The 23,925-nt window shown below is 63.7% G+C and carries 25 protein-coding genes and 1 pseudogene; 11 read left to right on the forward strand and 15 right to left on the reverse strand.

Annotated elements, in window-relative coordinates; genetic code table 11:
- From WBH99_RS07960 to WBH99_RS07975, 4 genes and pseudogenes are all read right to left on the reverse strand, one after another.
- Positions 1–225, reverse strand: a pseudogene (locus WBH99_RS07960) (biotin--[acetyl-CoA-carboxylase] ligase); the annotation flags it as partial.
- A gap of 67 nt (positions 226–292) precedes the next feature.
- Positions 293–1,693, reverse strand: a complete 1,401-nt coding sequence (gene ntrC, locus WBH99_RS07965) for a nitrogen regulation protein NR(I) (protein ID WP_424219557.1) — start codon at positions 1,691–1,693, stop codon at positions 293–295.
- Positions 1,694–1,713: 20 nt separating this feature from the next.
- On the reverse strand, positions 1,714–2,778 hold the full coding sequence (gene glnL / locus WBH99_RS07970) for a nitrogen regulation protein NR(II) (protein ID WP_424219558.1): 1,065 nt from the start codon (positions 2,776–2,778) through the stop codon (positions 1,714–1,716).
- A gap of 37 nt (positions 2,779–2,815) precedes the next feature.
- Positions 2,816–3,304, reverse strand: a complete 489-nt coding sequence (locus WBH99_RS07975; RefSeq protein ID WP_424219559.1) for a DUF4124 domain-containing protein — start codon at positions 3,302–3,304, stop codon at positions 2,816–2,818.
- 163 nt (positions 3,305–3,467) lie between these two features.
- On the opposite strand from WBH99_RS07975, the gene WBH99_RS07980 reads away from it, so the two are divergent.
- Positions 3,468–3,683 carry a hypothetical protein gene (locus WBH99_RS07980; RefSeq protein WP_424219560.1) on the forward strand — a complete coding sequence of 72 codons (216 nt, stop codon included), beginning with the start codon at positions 3,468–3,470 and terminating at the stop codon, positions 3,681–3,683.
- A 12-nt stretch (positions 3,684–3,695) separates the two neighbouring features.
- On the opposite strand, the gene WBH99_RS07985 is transcribed toward WBH99_RS07980, so the two are convergent.
- The 5 genes from WBH99_RS07985 to WBH99_RS08005 all read right to left on the reverse strand — a co-directional run bounded on the left by WBH99_RS07985 (position 3,696) and on the right by WBH99_RS08005 (position 11,604).
- Positions 3,696–4,982, reverse strand: coding sequence for an MFS transporter (locus WBH99_RS07985; RefSeq protein WP_424219561.1), 1,287 nt, complete (start codon positions 4,980–4,982; stop codon positions 3,696–3,698).
- 30 nt (positions 4,983–5,012) lie between these two features.
- A complete protein-coding gene (locus WBH99_RS07990; protein ID WP_424219562.1) occupies positions 5,013–6,704 on the reverse strand; it encodes a cation:proton antiporter in 1,692 nt (563 codons plus the stop codon).
- 131 nt (positions 6,705–6,835) lie between these two features.
- Positions 6,836–7,471: an AAA family ATPase gene (locus WBH99_RS07995; RefSeq protein WP_424219563.1), complete on the reverse strand. Its 636-nt coding sequence runs from the start codon at positions 7,469–7,471 to the stop codon at positions 6,836–6,838.
- A gap of 130 nt (positions 7,472–7,601) precedes the next feature.
- Positions 7,602–10,223: an alanine--tRNA ligase gene (gene alaS, locus WBH99_RS08000; protein WP_424219564.1), complete on the reverse strand. Its 2,622-nt coding sequence runs from the start codon at positions 10,221–10,223 to the stop codon at positions 7,602–7,604.
- A gap of 91 nt (positions 10,224–10,314) precedes the next feature.
- Positions 10,315–11,604 carry an extracellular solute-binding protein gene (locus tag WBH99_RS08005; protein ID WP_424219565.1) on the reverse strand — a complete coding sequence of 430 codons (1,290 nt, stop codon included), beginning with the start codon at positions 11,602–11,604 and terminating at the stop codon, positions 10,315–10,317.
- A gap of 140 nt (positions 11,605–11,744) precedes the next feature.
- Here WBH99_RS08005 and WBH99_RS08010 point away from each other — a divergent pair, with 140 nt between their 5' ends.
- Positions 11,745–12,200 (forward strand): hypothetical protein, encoded by a 456-nt coding sequence (locus WBH99_RS08010; protein WP_424219566.1) that lies wholly within the window; start codon positions 11,745–11,747, stop codon positions 12,198–12,200.
- 71 nt (positions 12,201–12,271) lie between these two features.
- The gene (locus WBH99_RS08015; RefSeq protein ID WP_424219567.1) at positions 12,272–13,774 is read left to right on the forward strand and encodes a DEAD/DEAH box helicase; all 1,503 of its coding nucleotides are present in this window, start codon (positions 12,272–12,274) and stop codon (positions 13,772–13,774) included.
- A gap of 25 nt (positions 13,775–13,799) precedes the next feature.
- On the opposite strand, the gene WBH99_RS08020 is transcribed toward WBH99_RS08015, so the two are convergent.
- The 5 genes from WBH99_RS08020 to otnI form a co-directional block, all read right to left on the reverse strand.
- Entirely contained in the window at positions 13,800–14,585 is a 786-nt protein-coding gene (locus WBH99_RS08020; protein WP_424219568.1) for a PP2C family protein-serine/threonine phosphatase, read from the reverse strand.
- A 42-nt stretch (positions 14,586–14,627) separates the two neighbouring features.
- Complete coding sequence (locus WBH99_RS08025) at positions 14,628–15,041, reverse strand: 5'/3'-nucleotidase SurE (RefSeq protein ID WP_424219569.1); 414 nt, start codon at positions 15,039–15,041, stop codon at positions 14,628–14,630.
- A gap of 32 nt (positions 15,042–15,073) precedes the next feature.
- Complete coding sequence (locus WBH99_RS08030) at positions 15,074–15,970, reverse strand: HDOD domain-containing protein (RefSeq protein ID WP_424219570.1); 897 nt, start codon at positions 15,968–15,970, stop codon at positions 15,074–15,076.
- Positions 15,967–16,146 (reverse strand): hypothetical protein, encoded by a 180-nt coding sequence (locus tag WBH99_RS08035; protein ID WP_424219571.1) that lies wholly within the window; start codon positions 16,144–16,146, stop codon positions 15,967–15,969. Before WBH99_RS08035 ends, WBH99_RS08030 begins: the two co-directional genes overlap by 4 nt.
- A gap of 62 nt (positions 16,147–16,208) precedes the next feature.
- A complete protein-coding gene (gene otnI, locus WBH99_RS08040; RefSeq protein ID WP_424219572.1) occupies positions 16,209–16,994 on the reverse strand; it encodes a 2-oxo-tetronate isomerase in 786 nt (261 codons plus the stop codon).
- 101 nt (positions 16,995–17,095) lie between these two features.
- Between otnI and WBH99_RS08045 the strand changes: the two genes are divergently transcribed.
- From WBH99_RS08045 to WBH99_RS08055, 3 genes are all read left to right on the forward strand, one after another.
- The gene (locus WBH99_RS08045; protein ID WP_424219573.1) at positions 17,096–17,653 is read left to right on the forward strand and encodes a cob(I)yrinic acid a,c-diamide adenosyltransferase; all 558 of its coding nucleotides are present in this window, start codon (positions 17,096–17,098) and stop codon (positions 17,651–17,653) included.
- Positions 17,654–17,837: 184 nt separating this feature from the next.
- The gene (locus tag WBH99_RS08050) at positions 17,838–18,059 is read left to right on the forward strand and encodes a type II toxin-antitoxin system RelE/ParE family toxin (protein ID WP_424219574.1); all 222 of its coding nucleotides are present in this window, start codon (positions 17,838–17,840) and stop codon (positions 18,057–18,059) included.
- Positions 18,060–18,148: 89 nt separating this feature from the next.
- Positions 18,149–18,460: an addiction module antidote protein gene (locus WBH99_RS08055; protein WP_424219575.1), complete on the forward strand. Its 312-nt coding sequence runs from the start codon at positions 18,149–18,151 to the stop codon at positions 18,458–18,460.
- Between the two features lie 232 nt (positions 18,461–18,692).
- Here WBH99_RS08055 and glnA read toward each other — a convergent pair whose 3' ends face one another.
- On the reverse strand, positions 18,693–20,105 hold the full coding sequence (gene glnA, locus WBH99_RS08060; protein ID WP_424219576.1) for a glutamate--ammonia ligase: 1,413 nt from the start codon (positions 20,103–20,105) through the stop codon (positions 18,693–18,695).
- A 370-nt stretch (positions 20,106–20,475) separates the two neighbouring features.
- Here glnA and WBH99_RS08065 point away from each other — a divergent pair, with 370 nt between their 5' ends.
- From WBH99_RS08065 to WBH99_RS08085, 5 genes are all read left to right on the forward strand, one after another.
- Positions 20,476–20,928, forward strand: coding sequence for a rhodanese-like domain-containing protein (locus WBH99_RS08065; RefSeq protein WP_424219577.1), 453 nt, complete (start codon positions 20,476–20,478; stop codon positions 20,926–20,928).
- 65 nt (positions 20,929–20,993) lie between these two features.
- The gene (gene nadA, locus WBH99_RS08070; RefSeq protein WP_424219578.1) at positions 20,994–22,088 is read left to right on the forward strand and encodes a quinolinate synthase NadA; all 1,095 of its coding nucleotides are present in this window, start codon (positions 20,994–20,996) and stop codon (positions 22,086–22,088) included.
- 5 nt (positions 22,089–22,093) lie between these two features.
- Positions 22,094–22,528: a BLUF domain-containing protein gene (locus tag WBH99_RS08075; RefSeq protein ID WP_424219579.1), complete on the forward strand. Its 435-nt coding sequence runs from the start codon at positions 22,094–22,096 to the stop codon at positions 22,526–22,528.
- A 5-nt stretch (positions 22,529–22,533) separates the two neighbouring features.
- The gene (locus WBH99_RS08080; protein ID WP_424219580.1) at positions 22,534–23,283 is read left to right on the forward strand and encodes an endonuclease/exonuclease/phosphatase family protein; all 750 of its coding nucleotides are present in this window, start codon (positions 22,534–22,536) and stop codon (positions 23,281–23,283) included.
- A partial coding sequence (locus tag WBH99_RS08085; RefSeq protein WP_424219581.1) for a phospholipase D-like domain-containing protein occupies positions 23,276–23,925 on the forward strand: 650 nt, incomplete at its 3' end. The genes WBH99_RS08080 and WBH99_RS08085, both read left to right, overlap by 8 nt.

The raw sequence follows: 23,925 nt of genomic DNA on the forward strand, positions 1-23,925 counted from the left end.
AAAAGTGAGGCTATCCTCCGGCGAGGAATTCCAGGACCGCCCCCGCCGCCCCCGGCCGGCCGTCTGCCGGTCGGACACCAGCACCGTGCCCGCGGGCGCCGCCTGGTTTGCCCGCTCCAGCAACAGGGCATTGGTGGAGGTGCAGCTATCTAGCGCGTCCACGTCGAAACGGCTGGCCATGGGACCCAGGGCCTGGCGCAGCAGGGAAAGGTCGATCAGGGGCATGAAAAACTGGCGGTTGGCAAGGCCGCCATTATCGCCCCTTGGCCCGCCTTGATCCAGCCACTGCGCCTCAAGTGTCCGGGCTATTTTCCAGGCCCAGTTCCTGAATCTTGCGGGTAATGGTGTTGCGCCCGATGGCCAGGGCCTGCGCCGCTTCGATACGGCGCCCGCCGGTGTGGATCAAGGCCCGGTTGATCAGGGTGCGTTCGAAAGACTGGATGAGTCTTTCGTGCAGTTCGGGGGTCCCCGCCGCCAGCAGCCGGTCCACCTCCTGGGCCAGCGCGGCCTCCCAGTTGGCGGCCAGCACCTGGACCGGGGCTTCACGCAGTTCCGGCGGCAGGTCGGCCACCTCCACCGACTGCCCCGGCGCCATCACCGTGATCCAGTGGCAGAGGTTTTCGAGTTGCCGCACATTGCCGCTGAACTCGAGACTGGAGAGGTATTTCAAGGCAGCCTCCGAAATCCGCTTCGGTTCCACCCCGAGTTCCTGGGCGCTCTTTTGCAAAAAGTGCTTGACCAGCAAGGGGATGTCCTCGCGCCGCTCGCGCAGGGAGGGCAGACGGATGCGGATCACGTTGAGGCGGTGGAACAGGTCTTCCCGGAACAGCCCCTCCTTGACGCGGCCCTCCAGATTCTGGTGGGTGGCGGCAATGACCCGCACATTGGCCTTGATCGGCGCATGACCGCCTACCCGGTAGAAGTGGCCGTCGGAGAGCACCCGCAGCAGGCGGGTCTGCAGTTCGGCGGGCATGTCGCCGATTTCATCGAGGAACAAGGTGCCCCCATCCGCCTGCTCGAAACGGCCACGGCGCTGGGTCTGGGCGCCGGTGAAGGCGCCCCGCTCGTGGCCGAAAAGTTCGGATTCGAGCAGGTCCTTCGGAATCGCGGCGGTGTTGATGGCGACGAAAGCCGCATCCTTCCTCGGACTGTGCCGGTGCAGGGCGCGCGCCACCAGCTCCTTGCCGGAGCCGGATTCGCCAGTGATCAGCACCGTGGCGTGCGACTGGGAGAGCCGGCCGATGGCCCGGAATACTTCCTGCATGGCGGGCGCCTGACCGAGGATTTCCGGGGTCAGCCCCACCTCCTCCACCGCACCACTCTGGTGCATGCTTTCATCGATGGCGCGGCGGATCAGTTCGACGGCTTGATCCACGTCAAAGGGCTTGGGCAGGTATTCGAAGGCGCCCCCCTGAAAGGCCGCCACGGCGCTTTCCAGGTCCGAATAGGCGGTCATGATGATGACCGGCACCTGGGGGTGGTGTTCCTTGACGCGTTTGAGCAAGTCCAGCCCGGAAGCCCCCGGCATGCGGATGTCCGAGATCAGGGCCTGGGGCGGTTCTTCGCCGTCCAGGGCCTCCAGGGCGGCGCTGGCCGAGGGGAAGCTCTTGAAGGGGATGCCCTCCCGCGTCAGGGTCTTTTCCAGCACCCAGCGGATGGAACGGTCGTCGTCGATGATCCAGATTGGTTTCATGGGAAGTCTCTGAGCAAATATCAGGCCCGTTCGATGGGCAGCCGGATCAAAAAGCGGGTCCGGCCGGGGCGGGTGTCGCATTCCACCGTGCCCTGATGCTGCTGCACGAAGCTCTGGGCCAGGGTCAGCCCCAGACCGGTGCCATTGGCACGACCGGAAACCAGGGGGTAGAACATGCGCTCCTTGATGTCATCCGAGATACCCGGGCCGTTGTCGATGATGGCGATGTCGATGGCGAGGCGAAAACGGCGCTTGACCAGGGTGACCTGGCGCGCCGAGCGGGTCTCGAAGATGATTTCCCCCTTGCCCTCCATGGCCTGCGCCGCATTGCGGGCGATGTTGAGACAGACCTGGATCAACTGCTCCCGGTCCCCCGTCAGGTCAGGCAGACTGGTGTCGTAGTCCCGGCGGATCGAAAGACCGTCCGGATACTCGAGCAGCAAGAGGCTGCGCACCCGTTCTAGCACCTCGTGGATGTTGACAGGAGAGAGCTGTATGGAGGCCCGGTGCGGCGACAGTAGACGCTGCATCAGGTCCTGCAGCCGGTCCGCCTCCTTGATGATGACCTGGGTATATTCCTTGAGGGAGGGATTGTTGAGCTCATGTTCGAGCAACTGCGCCGCGCCCCGGATGCCGCCCAGGGGATTCTTGATCTCATGGGCCAGATTGCGGATCAGCTCCCGGCTGGCCTGTTGCTGTTCGATCAGCCGCTCTTCGCGGCTCGCCTTCAATTGCTGGTCGATGGGCTGCAACTCCATCAACATGCGGATTTCCGGCGCATCGGCGCATTGCACGGGGGTCACCGTGCAGTTGAGGTGCAGGACTTCGTCGTTGCCGCGGCGAATCTCGACATTCTGGCCGGTGTAACTCCAGTTGTTGCTAATGGCATTGACGAGCGCGGACTGGAGGGTGGCGCTGTAACGCATCACCTGTTCGAGGGGCCGCCCTTCCAGAGAGCGACCGGTCACCGCGAGAAGATTTTCGGCGGCGCTGTTGGCGTAGCGCACCTGACGCTCGGCATCCAGCAGCAGCACGGCAGATGCCAGATAATCGAGACCGCCAAAGGGGGTATAGGCATTGAGCATGGGCCAGCCTCAAGCAGATTCCATGCCCAATCCGGAACTACTTGAGCTTGGACAGTTCCTTGTTGATGGCCTCGATATTGCGCTCGTGCTGGGCCACCTTGTCCTTGTAGGGCTGGAGACGATCCAGGACCCGCTGATAATTCTTCTCGTTCCCGAAGCGAACGGCCTCTTGTTCGGCCAGTTCCTGCTTTGCCTGTTCCAGCGACTTCTGCTCTGCCGCCAGTTCCTGCTCCAGAATGGTGCGGCGGTCATTGTCCCTGGCTTTCTGGGCATCGCCGCTCACCTTGGGAAAATCGACCGGAGTGGGATTGGCGGCGGCCCCCGGCGTGCGCCCGGTGCTTCGGGCCGGGGCCGGGGTGGTGGACATGGGCTCTAGCTGCATGCGTTTGCAGTTCTTGCTGGCGGCCACGTTGGAATAGGTCACATGCCCATCGGCATCGACGCAACGGTAAATCTGGCTCCAGGCCGGCGTCGCCGTCATCAGGGCTCCGAGCAGAAACAGGCTGGCAAGCAGGTTGTTTGGCATCGTCATGACTCTGGGCAGGGGCTTGAAGTGTAACAACATCGCCATACATCTACAAAGCCGCTTGCTTCTATTTTCTTGCTGCCCGTCACTCCGTTGCTGCCCGTCACTCCAGCCCGGGCTCATGCGAGCTACACTACCGCCATTCCAACGCAGGGAGCCTTCCATGCGCCATCTGATCCCCACCCTTTTTTCCACCCTTTTTTCCACCCTTTTCCTCCTGATCCTGAGCAGCACCCAGGCCCTGGCGGCCCCAGCCCCCTACTACCTGTGGATGAGCAAGATCGATGGCAGCCGGGTCTGCTCGCAAGCCTACCTGGGTGAAGGCTGGCAGCGCATGGGCGGCCCCTTCCAGGACAGCCGCTGCCGCAAGCCGGCCTGAGCCCGGGCCGGACTACGGGCGCGGTTCCCGCCAGATATTGCGGCACCCCGTTTCCCGCACCCACCAGGAGGCCGCGGCGCCCAGCAGGGCAATGCCGGCCAGCAAGGCAAAGCCGCACTGGAAGTCGGTCATGCTGTAAAAGCGGGCACCGTTTTCCAGCCGGCCATCCCAGCTCAGGTCCATCACCGCGCCCACCAAGGGCTGCAACAAGGCGGCAGCCGCAAAGCCGCCCATGTTGGCCACCGAGGTGGACATGCCTGAGAGCAGCGGCGGATTCACCTCCTTGGCACAGGCCCAGGTCAGGGTGAAGCTCGCGGTGGCCAGGCCCATCAGGGCAAACAGCACGTAGGAGAGGCCCGGCGCCAGACTGACCCCGGACAGCCAGATCAACCAGATCAGGGCATACAGATGCGACACGACGATCAGCACCGGCTTTCTCAGCCGCAGCCGGTCCGAGAAATTGCCGATGAGGATGCTGCCCAGGGCAAAACCCAGGAACAGCAGGGATAGACGGGAGGAGGCATCGGCGCGGGACAGGCCGTGGGCCTGCATCAGGAAGGGCATGGCCCAGAGGCCGCCAAAGGTGAAAAAGCTGCCGGATATCCCGGTATTGACCAGCACCACCGGCCAGGTGGCCCGGTTCTTCAGGATGCTGAGCATGCCGTTCAGCACCACGGTGCGGTCAAAACGGTGCACCGGGGCCGCCTCACCCTGGGCGAGGGGACGATCCCGCACCACCAGCCAGCACAGCACCGCCAGCACCAGGGAAATGCCCCCGACCCCCATGAACACGCCGCGCCAGCCGAACGCCTGGGCCGTCATGGCCAACGGTGCCCCGGCCAGTACCGAGCCCAGGTTGCCGAGCAGCAGGGCCAGGCCGGTCATGGTGGCGAAGCGGTGTTCCTCGTACCAGACGGCGATCAGCTTCAACATGGCGATGAAGGTGACGGAAACCCCGAGACCGATCAGGGTGCGTCCCACCAGCGCCACATCCAGGTTGGGAGCAAAGCCGAACAGCAAACTGCCGCCACCACCCACCAGCCCGCCTAGCAACAAGATGCGCCGCGGCCCCAGGGTATCGGCGAGGATGCCGGTGGGAATCTGCATCAGGGTATAGACATAGAAATAGGTCGCCGCCAGCACCCCCAGGGAAGCCGCCGAAGTATGGAAGGAAGCGGCCAGGTCCTGGGCCACCCCCGCCGGCGCGAAGCGCTGGAAGAAGGACAGCATGTAGGCCACCACGACCACTGCCATCATGATCAGGCGGCGGCGGCTCAGTTCCGGTGTCATTTTCAGCATTGCGCCCTCTTGCCCAGCCAGTTGCCGGTTTCATTCAATTTGTCGTCCGGGTTTACGAAAACGCTGCACCCGCTCCAGAGCCTGCTCCCCGGGAACCCCCAGCCAGGTCAGGGTTTCCAGGGCCAGCACAAAGCTGCCCTCCACCACTTCGGGCACCACCAGGGACGCCCCGGCTGCCACCAGGCGGTCCGCATCGCTCTGATCCCGGGCCCGCAGCAGGACCGGCATCTCCGGATGCAGGTGCCGCACCAGGGCCAGGACCCGCTCGGCAGCTCGCAGACTGTCGAAGGTCACCACCACCGCCCGGGCCCGGGCCAGGCCCGCCGCCTGCAGGACTTCCCTGCGGCTCGCCTCGCCGAAGACGACGTTATGCCCGAAATGCCGGGCTTCTTCAAGCCGGTGAGTATCCGTATCCAGGGCCACGAAGCTGATGCCCTCGGCGGCCAGAAGCCGGGCCAGATTCTGCCCCACCCGGCCATAACCGCACAGCACCACATGCTGGTCGCAATCCATGCTGTGACAGGCCACGTCCTGAACCATCCGGGCCCGCAGGGAAAACTCTTTTTCGGTCAAGCCCCGCTGCATCCGCCCCACCCGGTTGATGGCCAGTGGGGCCAGGAACATGGACAGCAGCATCGCCGCCGTGGTCACCTGCTGCACATCATGAGGAATCAACTGGTTGGCGACCCCCACTCCGATCAGCACGAAGCCGAATTCACCCGCCTGAGCCAGCTGCACCGCGGTACGCAAGGCCACATCCCGGCTATTGCCGGCCAGCAGACAGATGCTCCCCATCACCGCCAGTTTGGCGCCCACCAGCAACACCAGCACCAGCGCCACCCGGGCGGCATTGTTGACCACATAAGCCACATCCAGCTGCATGCCGATGGTGACGAAAAAGAAGCCGAGCAACACATCCCGGAAGGGGCGGATGTCGGCCGCTACCTGATGCCGATACACGGTTTCCGCAATCAGCACCCCGGCCACGAAGGCGCCCAGCGCCAGGGACAGACCGGCTTCCGCCGTCACCCAGGAGAGCCCCATGACGATCAGGAGCACATTGAGCATGAACAGCTCTTCCGACTTCTGCCGCACCACGGCGCCCAGCCAGCGGCCCATCAGCTTTTGGCCCACCACCACCAGCAACACCAGCACCACGGCCGCCTGAGCCAGGGCATTGGCCAGGGAGGGCAGCAGATCCTCGCCAGAAGAAGCCAGGGCGGGAATGATGAGCAGCAGCGGCACGACGGCCAGGTCCTGGAACAGCAGCACCCCCATGGTCTGGCGGCCCGCATGGGAATTGAGCTCCAGCCGCTCGGAAAGCAGGCGGGCAACGATGGCGGTGGAAGACATGGCCACGGCCGCGCCAGTTGCCACACCAATCTGCCAGGGATTGCCAAAATACCCGACCGTGATCAGGGTGGTGCCCAGCACGGTCACCAGCATCTGCGCCCCGCCCAGACCAAACACCAGCCCCTGCATGGTGTGCAGGCGTTTCAGGCTGAATTCGAGACCGATGGAAAACATCAGGAACACCACCCCGTATTCGGCCAGGGAGGCGGTGGAAGCATTGTCGGGCAGGGCGGCCAGGCCCGAGGGGCCGACGGCAATCCCCGCTGCCAGATAGCCGATCAAGGGCGGCAGCTTGAGGGTGCGCACCAGCATCAGGGCGAGAACACCCAGGGATAGAACGATGACGATCGTGGTCAGGCCTGTATGCATGGGGAACCGGGGCGAAAAGGGCTGAAAAAGGCTGGGAAGCACGCCATTCTAGCCCAGCCAGGCGGGCAAGCCGGCTCCGGACCCGGCCGCAGCGCCCAATCAGGACAAGTCAGGCCCGCTCGCAGCCGGCCTCAATCCATCGGCTCGGCGTCCACCCACTCCAGGATCGGACGCCACTGCTCCCGGTCCCGTTCCACCCGCGCCGGCGGCAGATCGAACAGGGTCAGTCCCTGGGCCGTGGCCTGAACATAGTTCTGGGTATCGCGCAAAAAGGCCAGCACCGGCAACTCGAAACTTGCCAGAAACCGCTCCAGCTCCGCCGCCGCCCGTGTGCGCGGGTCCACCCGCATGCCAATCACGGCGACATCGGCGCGCCCTTTGCGGATGGCCTTGGCTTCCCGCAGACGCTCCAGAAAATGACGGGTCGCCAGCATGTCGAACAGCGCCGGCTGCACCGGCACGATGACCCGGGTGGAAAGTTTCAGCATCTTTTCCAGGGCCTTGCCATGCAAACCCGCCGGCGTATCCAGCACCACATGGCTAGTGCCTTTGGGGGGCCGAGCAATGTGATCGGGGCCGATTTCCCAGGTGCCGATGCGAGGCAGTTCCGGGTGGCGCAGGGACAGCCACTCGCGGGCCGATTGCTGCCGGTCGATATCCCCCAGCATCACGCCGTGGCCCTGGCGCGCCAGGTAGCCGGCCAGATTGGTGGCCAGGGTGGATTTACCCGACCCGCCCTTGGGGTTGGCAACGAGAAAAGATTTCATGATCCTTTTGAATTCAAAGAGGTAGGCGCCTGCCCTTGCCTTTCAGGCGGTCGAGGGTCTGGTGCATCAGGTCGAGAGGTTCCCGCCGGGGATCGCGCAGACCGGGATGACGCCGGGCACATCCCGTGGATTACAACCTGCCCGCCACCCAGGCCTGCACGCCGGCCAGGGCTGCGGGCAGGTGGGCGGGTTCGGTGCCGCCGGCCTGGGCCATGTCGGGCCGGCCGCCGCCCTTGCCTCCCACTTGCCGGGCGACGAAATTCACCAGTTCGCCGGCCTTGACCCGGCCGGTCAGGTCGGCGGTGACGCCGGCGATCAGGCTGACCTTGCCGTCACTGACGCTGGCCAGCACGATGGCGGCGGATTTGAGCTTGTCCTTCAGCTTGTCCAGGGTCTCGCGCAGGGTGGCGACATCGGCACCTTCCAGGGTCGCAGCCAGTACCCTGGCGCTGCCCACGGTCACCGCCTGAGCGGCCAGGTCGTCCCCCTGGCTGGCGGCCAGCCTGGATTTGAGGCGGGCCAGTTCCTTCTCCAGGGATCTGACGTGATCGAGGATGCCCGCCACCCGCTCGGCCACTTCATCGGGCTGAGCCTTGAGGAGGGCGGCGATGCCCTGCACCCGGCGTTCCTGTTCCTGCACATGGCGCAGGGCGTTGCCGCCCGTAACGGCTTCGATGCGCCGCACCCCGGCCGCCACGCCACTTTCGGAGAGAATCTTGAACAGGCCGATGTCGCCGGTACGACCGACGTGGGTGCCGCCGCACAACTCCCTGGAGGAGCCGATGGTAACCACCCGCACCTCGTCGCCGTATTTCTCGCCGAACAGCATCATGGCGCCGCTCTTCTGGGCCGATTCGATGTCCATCACCCGGGAGTCGGTGGCGGCATTGGCGAGGATCTCGGCATTGACCCGTTCTTCCACCTCGCGGATTTCTTCGGCGCTCACGGGGCTGTTGTGGGCAAAGTCGAAGCGGGTCTTGTCGGGGCCAACCTGAGACCCCTTCTGCTGCACATGGTGGCCGAGCACTTCACGCAGGGCCCGGTGCATCAGGTGGGTGACGGAGTGGTTGCGGGCGGTGGCGGACCGGGCGGCCATATCGACCCGGGCGACGACGCTCTGGCCGGGCTGCAGCCGTCCGGTCTTCAACACCCCGTGGTGGCCAAAGACGCTGGCCTGGATCTTGAGGGTGTCTTCGACGGCAAAGATCCCCGCCCCACCGCGCAACTCGCCCCGGTCGCCCACCTGGCCGCCGGATTCGGCGTAGAAAGGGGTGCAGTCGAGCACGATCACGCCCAGATCGCCTTCCACCAGTTCCGGTACCTGCACACCATCGCGGTACAGCGCCAGGATGTGGGCCGGGGCTTCGAGTTGTTCATAACCGACAAAGCGGGTTTCCTCGCCGTCATATTCGAGATTGGCGGCCATCTTGAATTTGCCGGCCGCGCGCGCCTGTTCTTTCTGGTGGGCCATGGCGGCATCAAAGGCGGCAGCATCCACTGTCACTCCGCGTTCGCGGCAGATGTCCGCCGTCAGATCCAGCGGGAAGCCATAGGTGTCGTGCAGCTTGAAGGCGGTTGCGCCGTTGAAGACCTTGACGCCCCTGGCCTCCATCTCGGCCAGCTCCCCCTCCAGGATGACCATGCCGTGCTCGATGGTGGCAAAAAAACGGTCTTCTTCCTGCTTCAGGGTGGCGATGACCCTGGCTTGATTTTCCTTGAGTTCGGGATAAGCCCCGCCCATCTCGGCCACCAGGTCGGGGACCATCTTGTGGAAGAAGGCAGCCCGGGCGCCCAGCTTGTAGCCGTGGCGGATGGCACGGCGGATGATGCGGCGCAGCACATAGCCGCGCCCCTCATTGCCGGGAATCACGCCGTCGGCGATGAGGAAGGAACAGGCGCGGATGTGGTCGGCCAGCACCTTGAGGGATGGGCTGTCCAGGTCGGTGCAGCGGGTTTCACGGGCGGCGGCCTGGATCAGGTTCTGGAACAGGTCGATTTCGTAGTTGGAGTGCACCTGCTGCAGCACGGCGGAGATGCGCTCCAGGCCCATGCCGGTGTCGACGCTGGGCTTGGGCAGGGGGTGCATGACGCCTTCTTCGTCGCGGTTGAACTGCATGAAGACGAGGTTCCAGATTTCGATGTAGCGATCGCCGTCTTCTTCCGGGGTGCCGGGCAGGCCGCCCCAGATGTGCTCGCCGTGATCGTAGAAAATTTCGGTGCACGGGCCGCAGGGGCCGGTATCGCCCATCATCCAGAAATTGTCGGAGGCATGGCGCGCGCCCTTGTTGTCACCGATGCGGATCACCCGCTCGGCGGGCACGCCGACTTGCCGGGTCCAGATCTCGAAGGCTTCGTCGTCTTCGGCATAAACGGTGACATAGAGGCGGTCCCTGGGCAGCTTGAAGACTTCGGTGAGCAGTTCCCAGGCATATTTGATGGCATCCTGCTTGAAGTAGTCGCCAAAGCTGAAATTGCCCAACATTTCGAAGAAGGTGTGATGCCGGGCGGTGTAGCCCACGTTTTCCAGGTCATTGTGCTTGCCGCCAGCGCGCACACACTTTTGCGCCGTGGTGGCCCGGGTGTAGGGGCGCTTGTCGAAACCCAGGAAAACATCCTTGAACTGGTTCATGCCTGCGTTGGTAAATAGCAGGGTCGGGTCGTCGTGGGGCACCAGGGAACTGGATTCCACGATTTGGTGGCCCTTGGACGCAAAGAACTGGAGGAATCTTTCGCGGATTTCTGCGCTTTTCATGGCGAATGCCTGTCGAATTCGGTAAAGACGGGATTTTACAAAGAAAAACCCGCCGGCGGGGCGGCGGGTTTTTTGCGGGGATTCGCTGCGCTCAGAACACGACGCTCTTCTTCAGGGCCGGCTTGGACGCCAGCACCGCATTGCCTCGGCTCACGGCGGTATCCAGCGCCGCCTTGGCCGGCTTCTTGTCGGCCCACACCTGTTCGAGCTCTTCATCCACGATCATGCGCACCGGCTCCAGGGTGGAAATGCGCAGCGGCTGGGCCGCCCCCTTGCCTTGCAGGGAGGCATAGGCCACATCCAGCACCTGCTCTTCATCCTTCAGGAGCCTGGTCTTGATGGATTTGCGGGCGCCATCGGTCAGGGGCAGGAAGCCACCGACCCGGGCCAGGTCCATCTGGGTCTCAGGGGCAAGAATGAAACGGATGAAGCGGGCCGCCGCCTTGTACTCATTCGGCTTGAAGCCGTTACCAATCCAGATCGAGGCACCCGCTGCCAGGGTGTGCTGGGGGCCCCCGTAGATATCGTCATGGTGCGGCAGGGGAGCCACGCCAAGCTCGACACCGGGCGCCTCGCGCAGATAGCTGCTGGCCCAGGAGTCGGAGGTCAGCATGGCGCATTCGTTCTTGTGGAAGTAGGTATCCGCTTCATTGCCACGACCGGCATAGTGGAAGTAGCCGGCCTTGTACCAGGTGGCCAGCATGGCGACATGCTTGACCTGCACCAGACCATTGAAACCCAGTTCTCCTTTTTTGTCGGCCACCGGCACGCCAGAAACCGAGCTGACGTTGTCGATATGCACCCAGACCGGCCAGGATGAGGTGTAGGGGCAGCTGATGCCCTTGTCGGCCAGAATGCCCGCCATGTCCTGCAGTTCGCGCCAGGTACGCGGCGGCCGCTCAGGGTCCAGGCCGGCCTTGCGGAAAATGCGCTTGTTGTAGAACAGGACCGGGGTGGAAAACGCCACCGGCAGCGCCATCAGCTTGTTCCTGGTTTCGCCGACCAGCAGGTCGGAAGAAAGGTCGCCGGCCGCCAGCGGTTGCTTGGTTTCCCGCATCAGCTGGTACAGGGGCTTGAAACTGGATGGGCTGGACGTGAAATTGGCGACGGTATCGGTGGTGGCCAGATTCAACGGCGCCGGTTTGCCATGGGCTTCGGCCTGGACGAGGTTGATGTGCACGTCCTTGTTCTGGCTGTTGAAGCGCTCCACCAGCGCCCCCAGTCGCTCGGCATTGCCATGGTTCAACTGATGCGCAAAATCGATTTCGGTCAGCGCTGGCGCCTTGGCCGGGGCGACCGCCTTCCTGGCAGAGGCGGCGAGCGCTCCCCCGGAGACAGAAAAAGCCAGGGCCATCACGAGAGGGAATAACTTGCAACGCATATCGACTCCAGAGTAAAACGATTTTTTGATTATAGTCCATAAAATAACACTTTCACGGCAATCGCCACTGCTTCGGCACAAATGCAAAATTCTGTCCACCCCTCCCTTCGTCGTGACCGGATGTGGGAGAATCGCCAGTCATGAACAAAAAAACACTCCTGCTACTGGGCCTTCTGGCGCTTTCCCTGGCGCTGGCCGGCTGCGACCAGCTGAGCAGCAAGATGGGCCTGGAAGACCCGGCCAGGAAGGAAGCCCGGCTGGATGCCGAAGGGCGGGCCGTCGGTAGCGGCTGCCGCCACTCGGGCCGGGCCATCGAGGATTGTTACGCCATCTACACCTGGCTGCCGAAGGAATCCGTGTTTGCCGGCTGGCGCGAGATGGACGAATACATGCGCGAAAACAATCTGGAGACGGTCGCGCCGCAGCTACCGCCCCCCTCGCCCCCCGAAACCGGCAAACGCAAGAAAAAGGCAGCAGCGGCAGAGGCGGCTGCGGCAGAGGCGCCCAGCACCGGAAAACCGCCGGAAACCGCCACCCCAGCCCCTCCGGAACAGCCCGCCGCCGAACCCATTCGCCCCGACACCCGCAAACACTGAAACCGCACCGCCGCGCCCTGGCCCGGGAAAACCCGGTATGAGTTCAGGGAGCCACGTATAATTCCCCGCCTATGAACGAGACCCTCCTTCCCGCCGGCAACGCAGCCGGTCACGTCACCGAGACGAAAGAACTCACCTTTGCAGACCTGGGCCTGGCCCCCGAACTGCTCAAGGCCATCGCCGAATCCGGCTACACCCGCCCCACCCCGATCCAGGCCCAGGCCATTCCTCTGGTCCTGTCCGGCAAGGACATCATGGGCGGCGCCCAGACCGGCACCGGCAAGACGGCCGCCTTCACCCTGCCGATCCTGCAGCGCATGCTGCCCTTTGCCACCTCCAGCCCGTCCCCCGCCAGGCATCCGGTGCGCGCCCTGATCCTGGCTCCGACCCGGGAACTGGCCTTGCAGGTGTTCGAGTCCGTCAAGGAATACAGCAAGCACACCCCCCTGCGGGCCCTGTGCGCCTACGGGGGCGTGGACATCAAGCCGCAGATTGCCGAGTTGAAGAAAGGCGTCGAAATCCTGGTCGCCACGCCGGGCCGGCTGCTCGACCATGTGGAGCAGAAGACGGTCAATTTCAACTCGGTCCAGGCCCTGGTCCTCGATGAGGCGGACCGGATGCTGGACATGGGTTTCATCCCGGACATCAAGCGCATCCTCAACCTGCTGCCGGCCCAGCGCCAGAGCCTGCTGTTCTCCGCCACCTTCTCGGAAGAGATCAAACGCCTGGCCGACTCCATGCTCAAGGCTCCGACCCTGATCGAGGTGGCCCGCCGCAACCAGGTCTCGGAGACCATCACCCACCGGGTCTATCCGGTTTCCGAATACGGCAAGCGGCCCTTGCTGATCAAGCTGCTCAAATCCAGCCAGATCAATCAGTGCATCGTGTTCACCCGTACCAAGCAAGGCTGCTCCCGCCTGGCCCGGGAACTGCAACGGGCCGGCATCCACGCGGACGCCATTCATGGCGACAAGAGCCAGCTGGAGCGGATCAAGGCCCTGGATGATTTCAAGTCCGGCACCACCACCGTCCTGGTTGCCACCGACGTGGCCGCCCGGGGTCTGGACATCGAGGAACTGCCCCACGTCATCAACTACGAACTCCCCCATACCCCGGAAGACTATGTGCACCGCATCGGCCGCACCGGCCGGGCCGGCAAGCAGGGCAACGCCATCTCCCTGGTGACCGCCACCGAGGTGGTGTACCTGATGGACATCGAGAAGCTGATCAAGAAGGAAATCGAGCAGGTGGTGGTGCCCGGCTTCGAGCCCGATGCGGATTTCGAATATCCCCCAGGCAACAAGAAGAAACGCAGCACCACCCCGGTCATCAAGGCTCCCCTGGCAGAGAAGCCCGCCGGCCGCTTCGAGCGCCCGGCTCGTCCCGGCCGCCCGGAACGGGAGCGCGCGCCTCGCCGCAACCGCATGATCGCCGCCGATGGCTTTGATTTCTCCCAGCCTTACGAAGCACGCGGCGAAATTCCGGATTCCCCCATCGCCCCCGGCAAGCAGGACCCGCAACAACCGATCAAGGTGGTGGCCGCCCTGCTGGGGGGCCTGGGTCGCAAGTCCTGATGAGTTTCACCCCCCGACGCCCCGTTCAGGGGCGTTTTCCATGGAGACCGGCAGCGGGCGCCTTGGGCGCTTCCATGAACTTGAGCAGGGCGACGGAGATGTTGTCCCCCTCGCCTGCCCCCCGGGCCCGGGCCAGGGCGATCAATTGGGTCACCACTTCCCGTGCCGAACCGGTACCGATCAGCGCCCCCATTTCCTCATCCGGAACATAGGCCCATAAGCCATCGGAACAAAGCAGCAGACTGTCCCCCGCCTTGAGGCCCTCCACCCCGCCAAACTCCACCGTCGGCTCCTCGCGCCCGCCCAGGGAGGTGAGCAGGATGTTCTTGTTGGGGTGTGATCTGGCCTCTTCGGCTGAAATCTTGCCGATCCGGACCAGATGTTCCACATAGGAATGATCCACCGTGCGGGCCTGTAGATGAATGCCGCGAAACTGGTACAGCCGACTGTCGCCGCAATGAGCCCAGATCGCCCGCCCGCCGGGCAGGAGCAGCATGGCCACCGCCGTGCTGTGGGGGTCTTTTTCATTGATGAAGCGGGAGGCCCTGATCATGGTATGCGCTTCCTGCAGACCGGAATGCAGCAGATGCCGAGGATCATCGCTGCTCCCCCAATGCTGGAAATTGGTGCTCAGGGTATGAATGACCTGTTCAGCCGCCAAGGCTCCTCCGGTATGCCCCCCCATGCCATCCGCCACCACGGCCAGGGCAACCCCGGTCTGCCGGGGATGTGCGACCAGCGCCACCCGGTCCTGCTGCTCCTTGCGATCGCCCTGATGCTGGGCAATGCAGGCATCCAGCCTCAATCCCATGGTTCCCTCGCAGCGCGGCTGACGATCACGAACGGCACGGCCCTAGCGCGTGAAAGAATTCCGGACCTCGTCAGGCCGTTTCAGATGTGCGCTCGTCTGAGGATTCCGCTCGATATAGACCCGGTGCGCCGCCACCACGATGGCATGCACATCCTCACTCGAGAGCTGGGGAAAGTTTTCCCGCAGGACCCGGAACGCCAGGTGCTCCAGAGAATGCCCCCCCCAACCGGTATCGGGATCGAAGAAAGGCTCGATCATCACATAGGCCTGGTCGAAAATTTCGCGCAGACGCGTGTTCTGACGCCGGTCCGGCTGATTCGTGCCGGAATTGGTGCCGGAATTGGTGCCGGAATTGGTGCCGGAATTGGTGCCGGAATTGGTGCCGGAATTGGTGCTGGAATTGGTGCCGGAATTGGTGCCGGAATTGGTGCCGGAATTGGTGCTGGATGGATTCACCGTGGGTTTCCTAGATAAACAGGGGAGCCATTTCAGACCATGGCATCGGATTGTTCCTGGAAACGCTCCAGTATCACATCGACAAATTCGGGGAGTGCGTCCGCATGGATGCCCAGCTCCGATATTACATCGTCCTTGAGCCGCGCCCACTCCGGATTCTCCAGCCGCGCATCGCGGCAATAGATGTCCAGGGCCAGTTGCAGGATCGCCACCATGGTGCGGGAAGCATGGGGCGTCATGCTGGAAATTTCATGGTGGCAACGCACCGCTTCGCAGATGAAGGCCGGCAGGGACCAGTGCCGGGCCAGTAAATAGCCGACGGCACAATGATCCAGATTGAACTTCCGGTCCTCCTCCTGCAGATCCACCCAGCGCCCCATGTCGCCCAGGTGCATTTCCTTGCCATAGGTGGGAAAGCGCTGCATCAGCACGGGAACACCGCAATCGTGAAACATGCCGGCCAGGTAGGCCTGATCGGGAAAGATGTTGCAGATATTCACCCGATCATCGGCAATCAGCATCGCCAGCTGGGCCACCGACTGGGACCGGGCCCAGAAACTTTCGTAGGCCCGGCGATCGTTCTTGATCACGGTGGCGCTGGTGAGCACCACGGCCTGGACCAGGTTGAAGGTTTCCTTCACCCCCAGGGTGTGGATGATCTGCTCGACGGTCTCGAAGGGATGATGCTGGCGATAAGCCGGGCTTTTCACGGCCTTGAACAACAACGCGGTCACCCCCGGGTCCTGGCTGATGACCCGGGCCAGGGCGCGCACATCAAACTGCCGCCGCTGCAACATGCGGCGCAACTCCTCCAGCACCCGGGGCTGAGGCGGGATCTTCACGCCCCGCTCCAGCACGAACCTGAGACGGGCGGCGGCTTCCCCATCCATGGAAGCCAGAATTTCCGGGAGGGCTGCATGGGTACTCATGATGACAAGGACTCCTCTCCTCTCTCCTCTTGTGCCGGCGCCCGGGGCTGGCGGTCCGCCGCGCGCTGCTTGAGGCGGCCATAGGTGCGCAGGGACATCCAGGTACCGATCAGGGACAGGATCGGGGCACCGACCAGCAGAATCTGCAATTTCTGGTCATCGCTCAATTCCAGCAAGGCGCCCTCCCCGACGGACAAGCGGGCATTCTACCCCAGCCCCTGCCAAGAGGGCCATGACCTCAGTCCTGGAGCCAGGGAAGAAGCCAGCCCAGCCCGGCCTCGGTATCGCCCTGGGGCTTGTATTCACAGCCCACCCAGCCCGGGTACTTCAGCGCATCGAGACGCCGGAACAGATAGGGGTAATGGATTTCCCCGCTGCCCGGCTCATGGCGGCCCGGATTGTCTGCCACCTGAATATGGCCGATGGCGGGCAGATGGGCTTCCACCGTACGGGCCAGATCGCCCGCCATGACCTGAGCATGATAAAGGTCCAGTTGCACCAATAGATTGGGCTCCCCGATGGCCTGTTGCAAGGCAAAGGCCCGGGCCGGTTGATCCAGCCAGTAGCCCGGCATGTCCACTTTACTGTTGATGGGCTCCATCAGCAGCGTCACTCCTGCTGCGGCACAACGCCGGGCGGCGGCCTGCATGTTGGCCCGATAGGTGGCCTCCAGCCGTTCCGGCGCCACGCCCGGGAGCGCCAGGCCGGCCAGGGCATGCAGCCGGGTACAGTTCAGGATGCGGGCATAGTCCAGCGCCAGCGCCAGGCCCTGCTGGAATTCCGCCTCACGGCCCGGGTGGCAGGCCAGGCCACGCTCCCCGGCCGCCCAGTCCCCCGGCGGCAGGTTGAACAAGACCTGGGTCAGCCCGGCTTCTTCCAGCCAGGCGCGGAGGTCTTCCGCCGGATGGTCATAGGGAAACAGGTATTCCACCCCCCGAAACCCGGCCCGGGCCGCCGCCGCAAAGCGCTGGGGAAAGGGTAGCTCGGTGAACAAAAAGGAAAGATTGGCGCAAAAACGGGGCATGGGATGAAACAGGGGGCGGAACTTCGGCCGCGCCTGGGAATCAGTTGTTGAGCCGGACATTATAATCCGCCCGCACCCGCCAACCCTCCGAAGGACACACCATGGGCAATCGCCTTTCCAAGATCGTTACCCGCACCGGCGATGCCGGCACTACCGGCCTGGGGGATGGCTCCCGGGTCAACAAGGACAGCCTGCGCATCGACGCCATCGGCGAAGTCGACGAGCTGAATTCCTCCCTGGGCCTGCTCCTGGCCGAACCCGATCTGCCCGAAGCCGTGCGTACCGCCCTGGAGAGCATCCAGCATGATCTCTTTGATCTGGGCGGCGAACTCTGCATGCCCGGGATGACGGTCTTCAGCCCCGCCCAGGTCGACCGCCTGGAAGCCCTGGCGAATACCTTCAACGCCGACCTCTCCCGGCTCAAGGAATTCATTCTTCCGGGCGGCACCCGCGCCGCCGCCCTGGCCCACCTCTGCCGCACCATCTGCCGCCGGGCCGAGCGTGCCATCGTGCATCTGGGCAACCACGAAAGCGTCTCCGAAGACGCCCGCCGCTACATCAACCGCCTCTCCGACCTGCTGTTCATCTTGGGACGCTACCTGAACAAGACGGCCGGCCGGGGCGACGTACTCTGGCAAAAGGGCAAGAACGCCGGCTGACCCCGGCAGGACCGCCACCCCCCGCCCGCAAAAAAGCCCCGAAACCGGGGCTTTTTCATGCAGGACAAGACGCTATACCCATGCTGCGGCCAGGTGGTCAGGGAGGGGTTCCAGATCAACCCGGATGCGCTGAAGGATCAGGAACCAGATTGACCGCGAGTAATCGAACGGATACACTCTGCCCATGTACTCAATCAAGCCGCTTCCCGAATTCACTGCATGGCCGAACAGCCTCAAGGACGGCATGACGCATCGCCGTCTGGCTCGCCGGCTGGAAAAAGCGCAGAAGGGCAATCTGGGTGATGTGAAGCCGGTTGGTGATGGCGTGTTCGAAATGAGAGAGCACTTCGGGCCAGGCTGGCGCATGTACTACGTGCAACATGGCGCAGTGCTGACGCAGTGCTGACTGTGATGCTGGGTGGTGGTGACAAGGCCACGCAGACCGCCGATATTGCCAAGGCCATCAGGTTGGCCACTACGCTGGAGGATTAAGCCATGACCAAGAAAATCAAGATTGCCGACCTGCCCGAATTCGACATGGCGGAGCATCTGCCCGACGCACAGGCGATTGCCGAATACCTGACCGTGGTGCTTGAAGAAGACGACCCGGCGGCGCTGGCCGATGCGCTGGGTACGATTGCCCGAGCACGCGGCATGAGCGACATTGCCAAAGCTTCAGGGATTACCCGCGAAGCGCTCTACAAGGCGCTGCGCCCGAATGCCAGCCCGCGCTTCGAGACCATCAGCAAGGTTTGCGCGGCGCTCGGTGTCCGCCTGGTGGCCCAGCCGATTCACGCACACCCGTAGGCGGCTCTGCGGCTCTGTTGGACTGCGCGGTGAGAGCTGCCCAGCGCTCACCGAAAGGCTTCCGTCCCTGGCGCGTTCCCGGGAGCAGCGGAAGCCTGTCTCATTGATGCTTTGCCGGGCGGCACCATCATTCATTGCCGCGCCGCCCGACGCCTCGCCAAAAAGCCCGGAAATCCGGGCTTTTCAGGGGGATGGTGATCACCATTGCCAGCAATGGCCCGCCACTCAATTTTCAGCAGGAGTAATAGAGGTCGAATTCCACCGGGTGGGTGGTCATGCGCACCTTGTTCACTTCTTCCATCTTCAGGGCGATGAAGGCATCGATCCAGTCGTTGGAGAACACGCCGCCGCGGGTCAGGAACTCACGATCCTTGTCCAGCGCAGCCAGCGCTTCTTCCAGGCTGGCACAGACGGTCGGGATCTTGGCGTCTTCCTCGGGAGGCAGGTCGTACAGATTCTTGTCGGCGGGGTCGCCGGGGTGAATCTTGTTCTGGATGCCGTCCAGGCCGGCCATCAAAAGTGCGGCAAAGCACAGGTAGGGGTTGGCGATGGGGTCGGGGAAGCGGGTCTCGATGCGACGCGCCTTGTCGGAAGATACAAAAGGCACGCGGATGGAAGCGGAACGGTTCTTGGCCGAGTAGGCCAGCTTCACCGGCGCTTCATAGTGGGGCACCAGCCGTTTGTAGGAGTTGGTGCCCGGATTGGTGATGGCGTTCAGCGCCTTGGCATGCTTGATGATGCCGCCGATGTAGTACAGGGCGGTTTCGGACAGGCCGGCATAGCCATTGCCGGCGAACAGGTTCTTGCCGTCCTTCCAGATCGACTGGTGCACATGCATGCCGGAACCGTTGTCGCCCACGATCGGCTTGGGCATGAAGGTGGCGGTCTTGCCGTACTGGTGGGCGACGTTGTGGACCACGTACTTCAGGACCTGGGTCATGTCGGCGCGGCGCACCAGGGTGCCAAACTTGGTGCCGATTTCGTTCTGGCCGGCGGTGGCCACTTCGTGGTGATGCACTTCCACTTCAACACCGCACTGTTCCAGGATGAGACACATGGCGGCCCGGATGTCGTTGAAGGAATCGACGGGGGGCACGGGGAAGTAGCCGCCCTTGACGGAGGGACGGTGACCGATGTTGCCGCCTTCGACCTTTTCGCCGGAGGTCCAGGCCGCTTCTTCGGAAAAGATCTTCACGAAGGTGCCGGACATGTCGGTACTCCACTCCACGGAGTCGAAGATGAAGAACTCGGGTTCGGGGCCAAAGAAGGCGGCGTCGCCGATACCGGAGGACTTCAGGTAGGCTTCGGCGCGCTTGGCGATGGAGCGGGGGTCGCGGTCATAACCCCGGCCGTCGGCGGGATCCACCACGTCGCAGGAGATCACCAGGGTGGTTTCATCAAAGAAGGGGTCGATGAAAGCGGTGCCGGGGTCTGGCATCAGCAGCATGTCGGAGGCCTGAATGCCCTTCCAGCCCGCGATGGAAGAACCGTCAAACGCGTGGCCATCTTCAAACTTTTCGGCATCGACCGCATGCGCCGGCACGCCCACATGCTGCTCCTTGCCACGGGTATCGGTGAAACGGAAATCGACGAACTTGACGTCGTTTTCCTTCATCATCTTCAGAACATCCTGAACTGTAGCCATCTTGCAAAGTCTCCTAAACGGATACCGGCCGCGCCGGCAACACAAAAAAATTACAACGGACAGGCTTCAGCAGGAAGCATGCCAAGGATTTGGGGCTGCTTGGCCATTGTGCCACAAGGAGATTCGGAAAAATCACTCGCCCAGCAATGCACCAAACAAGTGCAACCCTCGAACCAGGATCGCACCGATTGGGTGCGCATTCTGATTTGCCTCCCCATCCACGCTCAACACGCCCAACACGCTCAACACGCTCAACACGCCCAAGCCATCCAGGGCCGGCTCCGGCAAATCCACACCCAACGGCGGTGCCGTCCAGACAATTTGCCTGCGCTATACTTGAGCCCCTTGCCATTCATGACCGCATACCGCCATGGGAAAACTGACCGATCTACTGCAACTGGCCCAGGAACGAGGCCAGGCTTTGGGACTCCCCTATGCGGGCGCCCTGACACCCACCGAGGCCAGCCAGGTCTGGCAACTGGCCCCGGGCGCCAAGCTGGTGGATGTGCGTACCCGTGCCGAACTAGATTGGGTGGGACGCATTCCCGATGCGGTGGAGATCGAGTGGAATCAGTATCCCGGCGGCACGCCCAATCCCAATTTCCTGCCCCAGTTGAAGCGCCAGGTAGATCGGGAAGCCGTGGTGCTGTTCCTCTGCCGCAGCGGCGCCCGCTCCGATCAGGCCGCCCGGGCCGCCACCGCCGCCGGTTACAACGCCTGTTACAACGTCCTCGAAGGTTTCGAGGGCGACAAGGATGCCAACGAGCAGCGCAACAAGGTGGGCGGCTGGCGCCAGGCCGGTCTGCCCTGGTACCAGAGCTGACGCCGCAAGGCGCGCCGATTCCCGGCCGGCCTGGCGCGCCCCGCCCTTTCCTTTTGATCGCGACCATGACGACTCCCCTGCCCTTCGATGCCTACAACAGCCTTTCCGATGCCGAGTGCGAGGCGCGCATCCGCGCCGCCCGCCACCAGCTGGGTAAGGAGGTGGTGCTGCTTTGCCACCACTACCAGCGCGCCGACGTGTACCAGCACGCCGACCTGACCGGCGATTCCCTCAAACTCTCGCGCCTGGCGGCCCAGGCCGACTCTCCCTACATCGTCTTTTGCGGCGTGCATTTCATGGCGGAAGTGGCGGACATCCTGTCCCGGCCCGAGCAGACCGCGATCCTGCCCGACCTCGCCGCCGGCTGCTCGATGGCCGACATGGCCAACCTCGCCAAGGTGGAACGCTGCTGGCGGGAGCTGGGCGAGGTGCTGGACGTGGAACGGGAATTCACCCCGGTCACCTACATCAATTCCGCCGCCGACCTGAAGGCCTTCTGCGGCGCGCACGGCGGCATCGTCTGCACCTCCAGCAACGCCGGCAGCATCGCCCGCTGGGCCTTTGCGCAGCGCCCGAAGATCCTGTTCTTTCCCGACCAGCACCTGGGCCGCTGGACCGGCCACAACCTGGGCATTCCCCTGGAAGACATGCAGGTCTGGGACCCGGACCTGGAATGCGGCGGGCTTACCCCGGCGCAGATCGAAAAGGCGAAGATCCTGCTCTGGAAGGGCCACTGTTCGGTGCACCAGATGTTCCAGAAGCGCCATATCGACGCCTTCCGCGCCCGCTACCCGGACGGCATCGTGATTGCCCACCCGGAATGCAATTTCGAGGTCTGCGCCGCCTCCGATCATGTCGGCTCCACGGAATTCATCGTCAAGACCATCAAGGCAGCCCCGCCCGGCACCCGCTGGCTGGTGGGCACCGAACTCAACCTGGTCGACCGGCTCGCGCGGGAAATGCTGCCCCAGAACAAGATCGTCCAGTTCATGGCCACCACCATCTGCATGTGCTCCACCATGCAGCGCATCGATCCCCAGCACCTGGCCTGGACCCTGGAAAACCTGGTGGCCGGGCAGGTGGTCAATCCCATCGTGGTGCCGCCCCACGAAGCGGAACTCGCGAAGCGGGCCCTGGACCGGATGCTGGCCATTTCCTGAAATTCATGGGCGAAACGGACCTGATCCACCTGATCTACTGCAGCACCGCCACCCACGAGATGAGCGAGGTGGAGCTTCTGGAGTTGTTGCAAGAGAGCCGCAAGCGCAATGCCGAACTGGAACTGACGGGGATGCTGCTGTATGGCGGCGGCGTATTCATGCAAGTGCTGGAAGGCTCGCCCGCCGCCGTAACCGGGCTTTATCAAAAGATCGAACGGGACCCGCGCCACCATTCCCTGTTCCTGCTGGAGCAAGAAGCCATTGCCGGACGCAGTTTTGCCGATTGGAGCATGGGCTTTCACGCTCTGAAAACCGAGGAAGGCAAGCGGTTTGCCGATGCTTTTTCCCTGCGTGCGCCGGGGCACGGCCTGGAAGGCAAGGCCATCCGCCCCGGAATCGCCCTGGAACTGCTGCGCCAGTTCGCCCAGACCCAACGCTGAAGGCCATGTTTTTGCCGCGTTCCCTGCACATCGCCACCTACAACATCCACAAGGGTTTTTCCCAGTTCAACCGGCGCATGATGATCCACGAGCTGCGCGAGCGCCTGCGCAGCCTCTCCCCGGACATCGTCTTCTTGCAGGAGGTCCAGGGTCTGCACCTGGGCCATGCCCTCCATCACCCCGACTGGCCCGAACCCGCCCAGCACCACTTCCTTGCCGAAGAGGTCTGGCCCGAAACGGCCTACGGGCAAAACATGATCTACGACCATGGCCACCACGGTAACGCCATCCTGTCCCGTTTTCCGATTCTGGACAGCCACAACCAGGACGTGACCCATCTCAAGTTCGAGCGCCGGGGGCTGCTGCACTGCCGCATCGAACTCCCCGACGGTCGCCCGCTGCATTGCGTCTGCGTCCATCTCTCCTTGTTTGGCCGCTCCCGGCGGCTGCAGATGGAAGACCTGAGCACCTACCTGGAGCGGCTCGCCCCGGCTGGCACACCGCTCGTCATCGCCGGCGATTTCAACGACTGGCGCAACCAGGCCGCCGATCAACTGGCCCGGCGCCTGGGCCTGGAAGAAGTATTTGGCCCGCACCCGGTACGCAGCTTTCCCGCCGCCCTGCCGCTATTCCGGCTCGACCGCATCTATGTGCGCGGCCTGAAAGTGCAGGAAGCCCAGGTGCACTTCGGCCCGCCCTGGTCCCATATTTCCGACCACGCCGCCCTGTCGGCCCGGCTCTTCTACGATGCCTGAATTCATCGACGGCAATCGCATCACCCTGCTCAATTCGGGCCATGAATATTTTCCCAGCCTGCTAGAGCAGATCGACCAGGCCCGCCGGGAAATTTTTCTGGAAAGCTACATCTTCGCCAACGACCGCATCGGCAACCAGGTCGTCTCTGCCTTGATCCGGGCCGCCGGCCGCCAGGTGGCGGTGCGGGTGCTGGTGGATGGCTTTGGCGCCCGGGATTTTCCCGAAAGCTTCGGCCCCCGCCTCCAGGCTGCCGGGGTCCAGTACCTGATCTACCGCCAGGAGGTCGCTCGCTTTCACCTGCACCGCCACCGCCTGCGCCGCCTGCATCGCAAGCTGGTGGTCATCGACGGGCGGGTGGCCTTCGTCGGCGGCATCAACATCATCGACGACGACAACGCCCCGCCCGCCCTGCGCCCCCGCTACGACTATGCCGTCAAGGTGGAAGGCCCGCTCGTGCCCACCATTCGCCAGGCAATGCAGCGCATGTGGGAAAACGTCGCCTGGGCGAGTTTCAAGCGCCGCCACCGCCTGCCGCAGCAGGACCCCTGTCCGGACTGCCCCGCCGTGCAGGGGCGGCAACGGGCCGCCTTCCTGCTGCGCGACAACATCCGCCACCGCAACGCCATCGCCAATGCTTACCT

The organism is Azovibrio sp., assembly GCF_049658005.1.
Lineage (GTDB): Bacteria > Pseudomonadota > Gammaproteobacteria > Burkholderiales > Rhodocyclaceae > Azovibrio.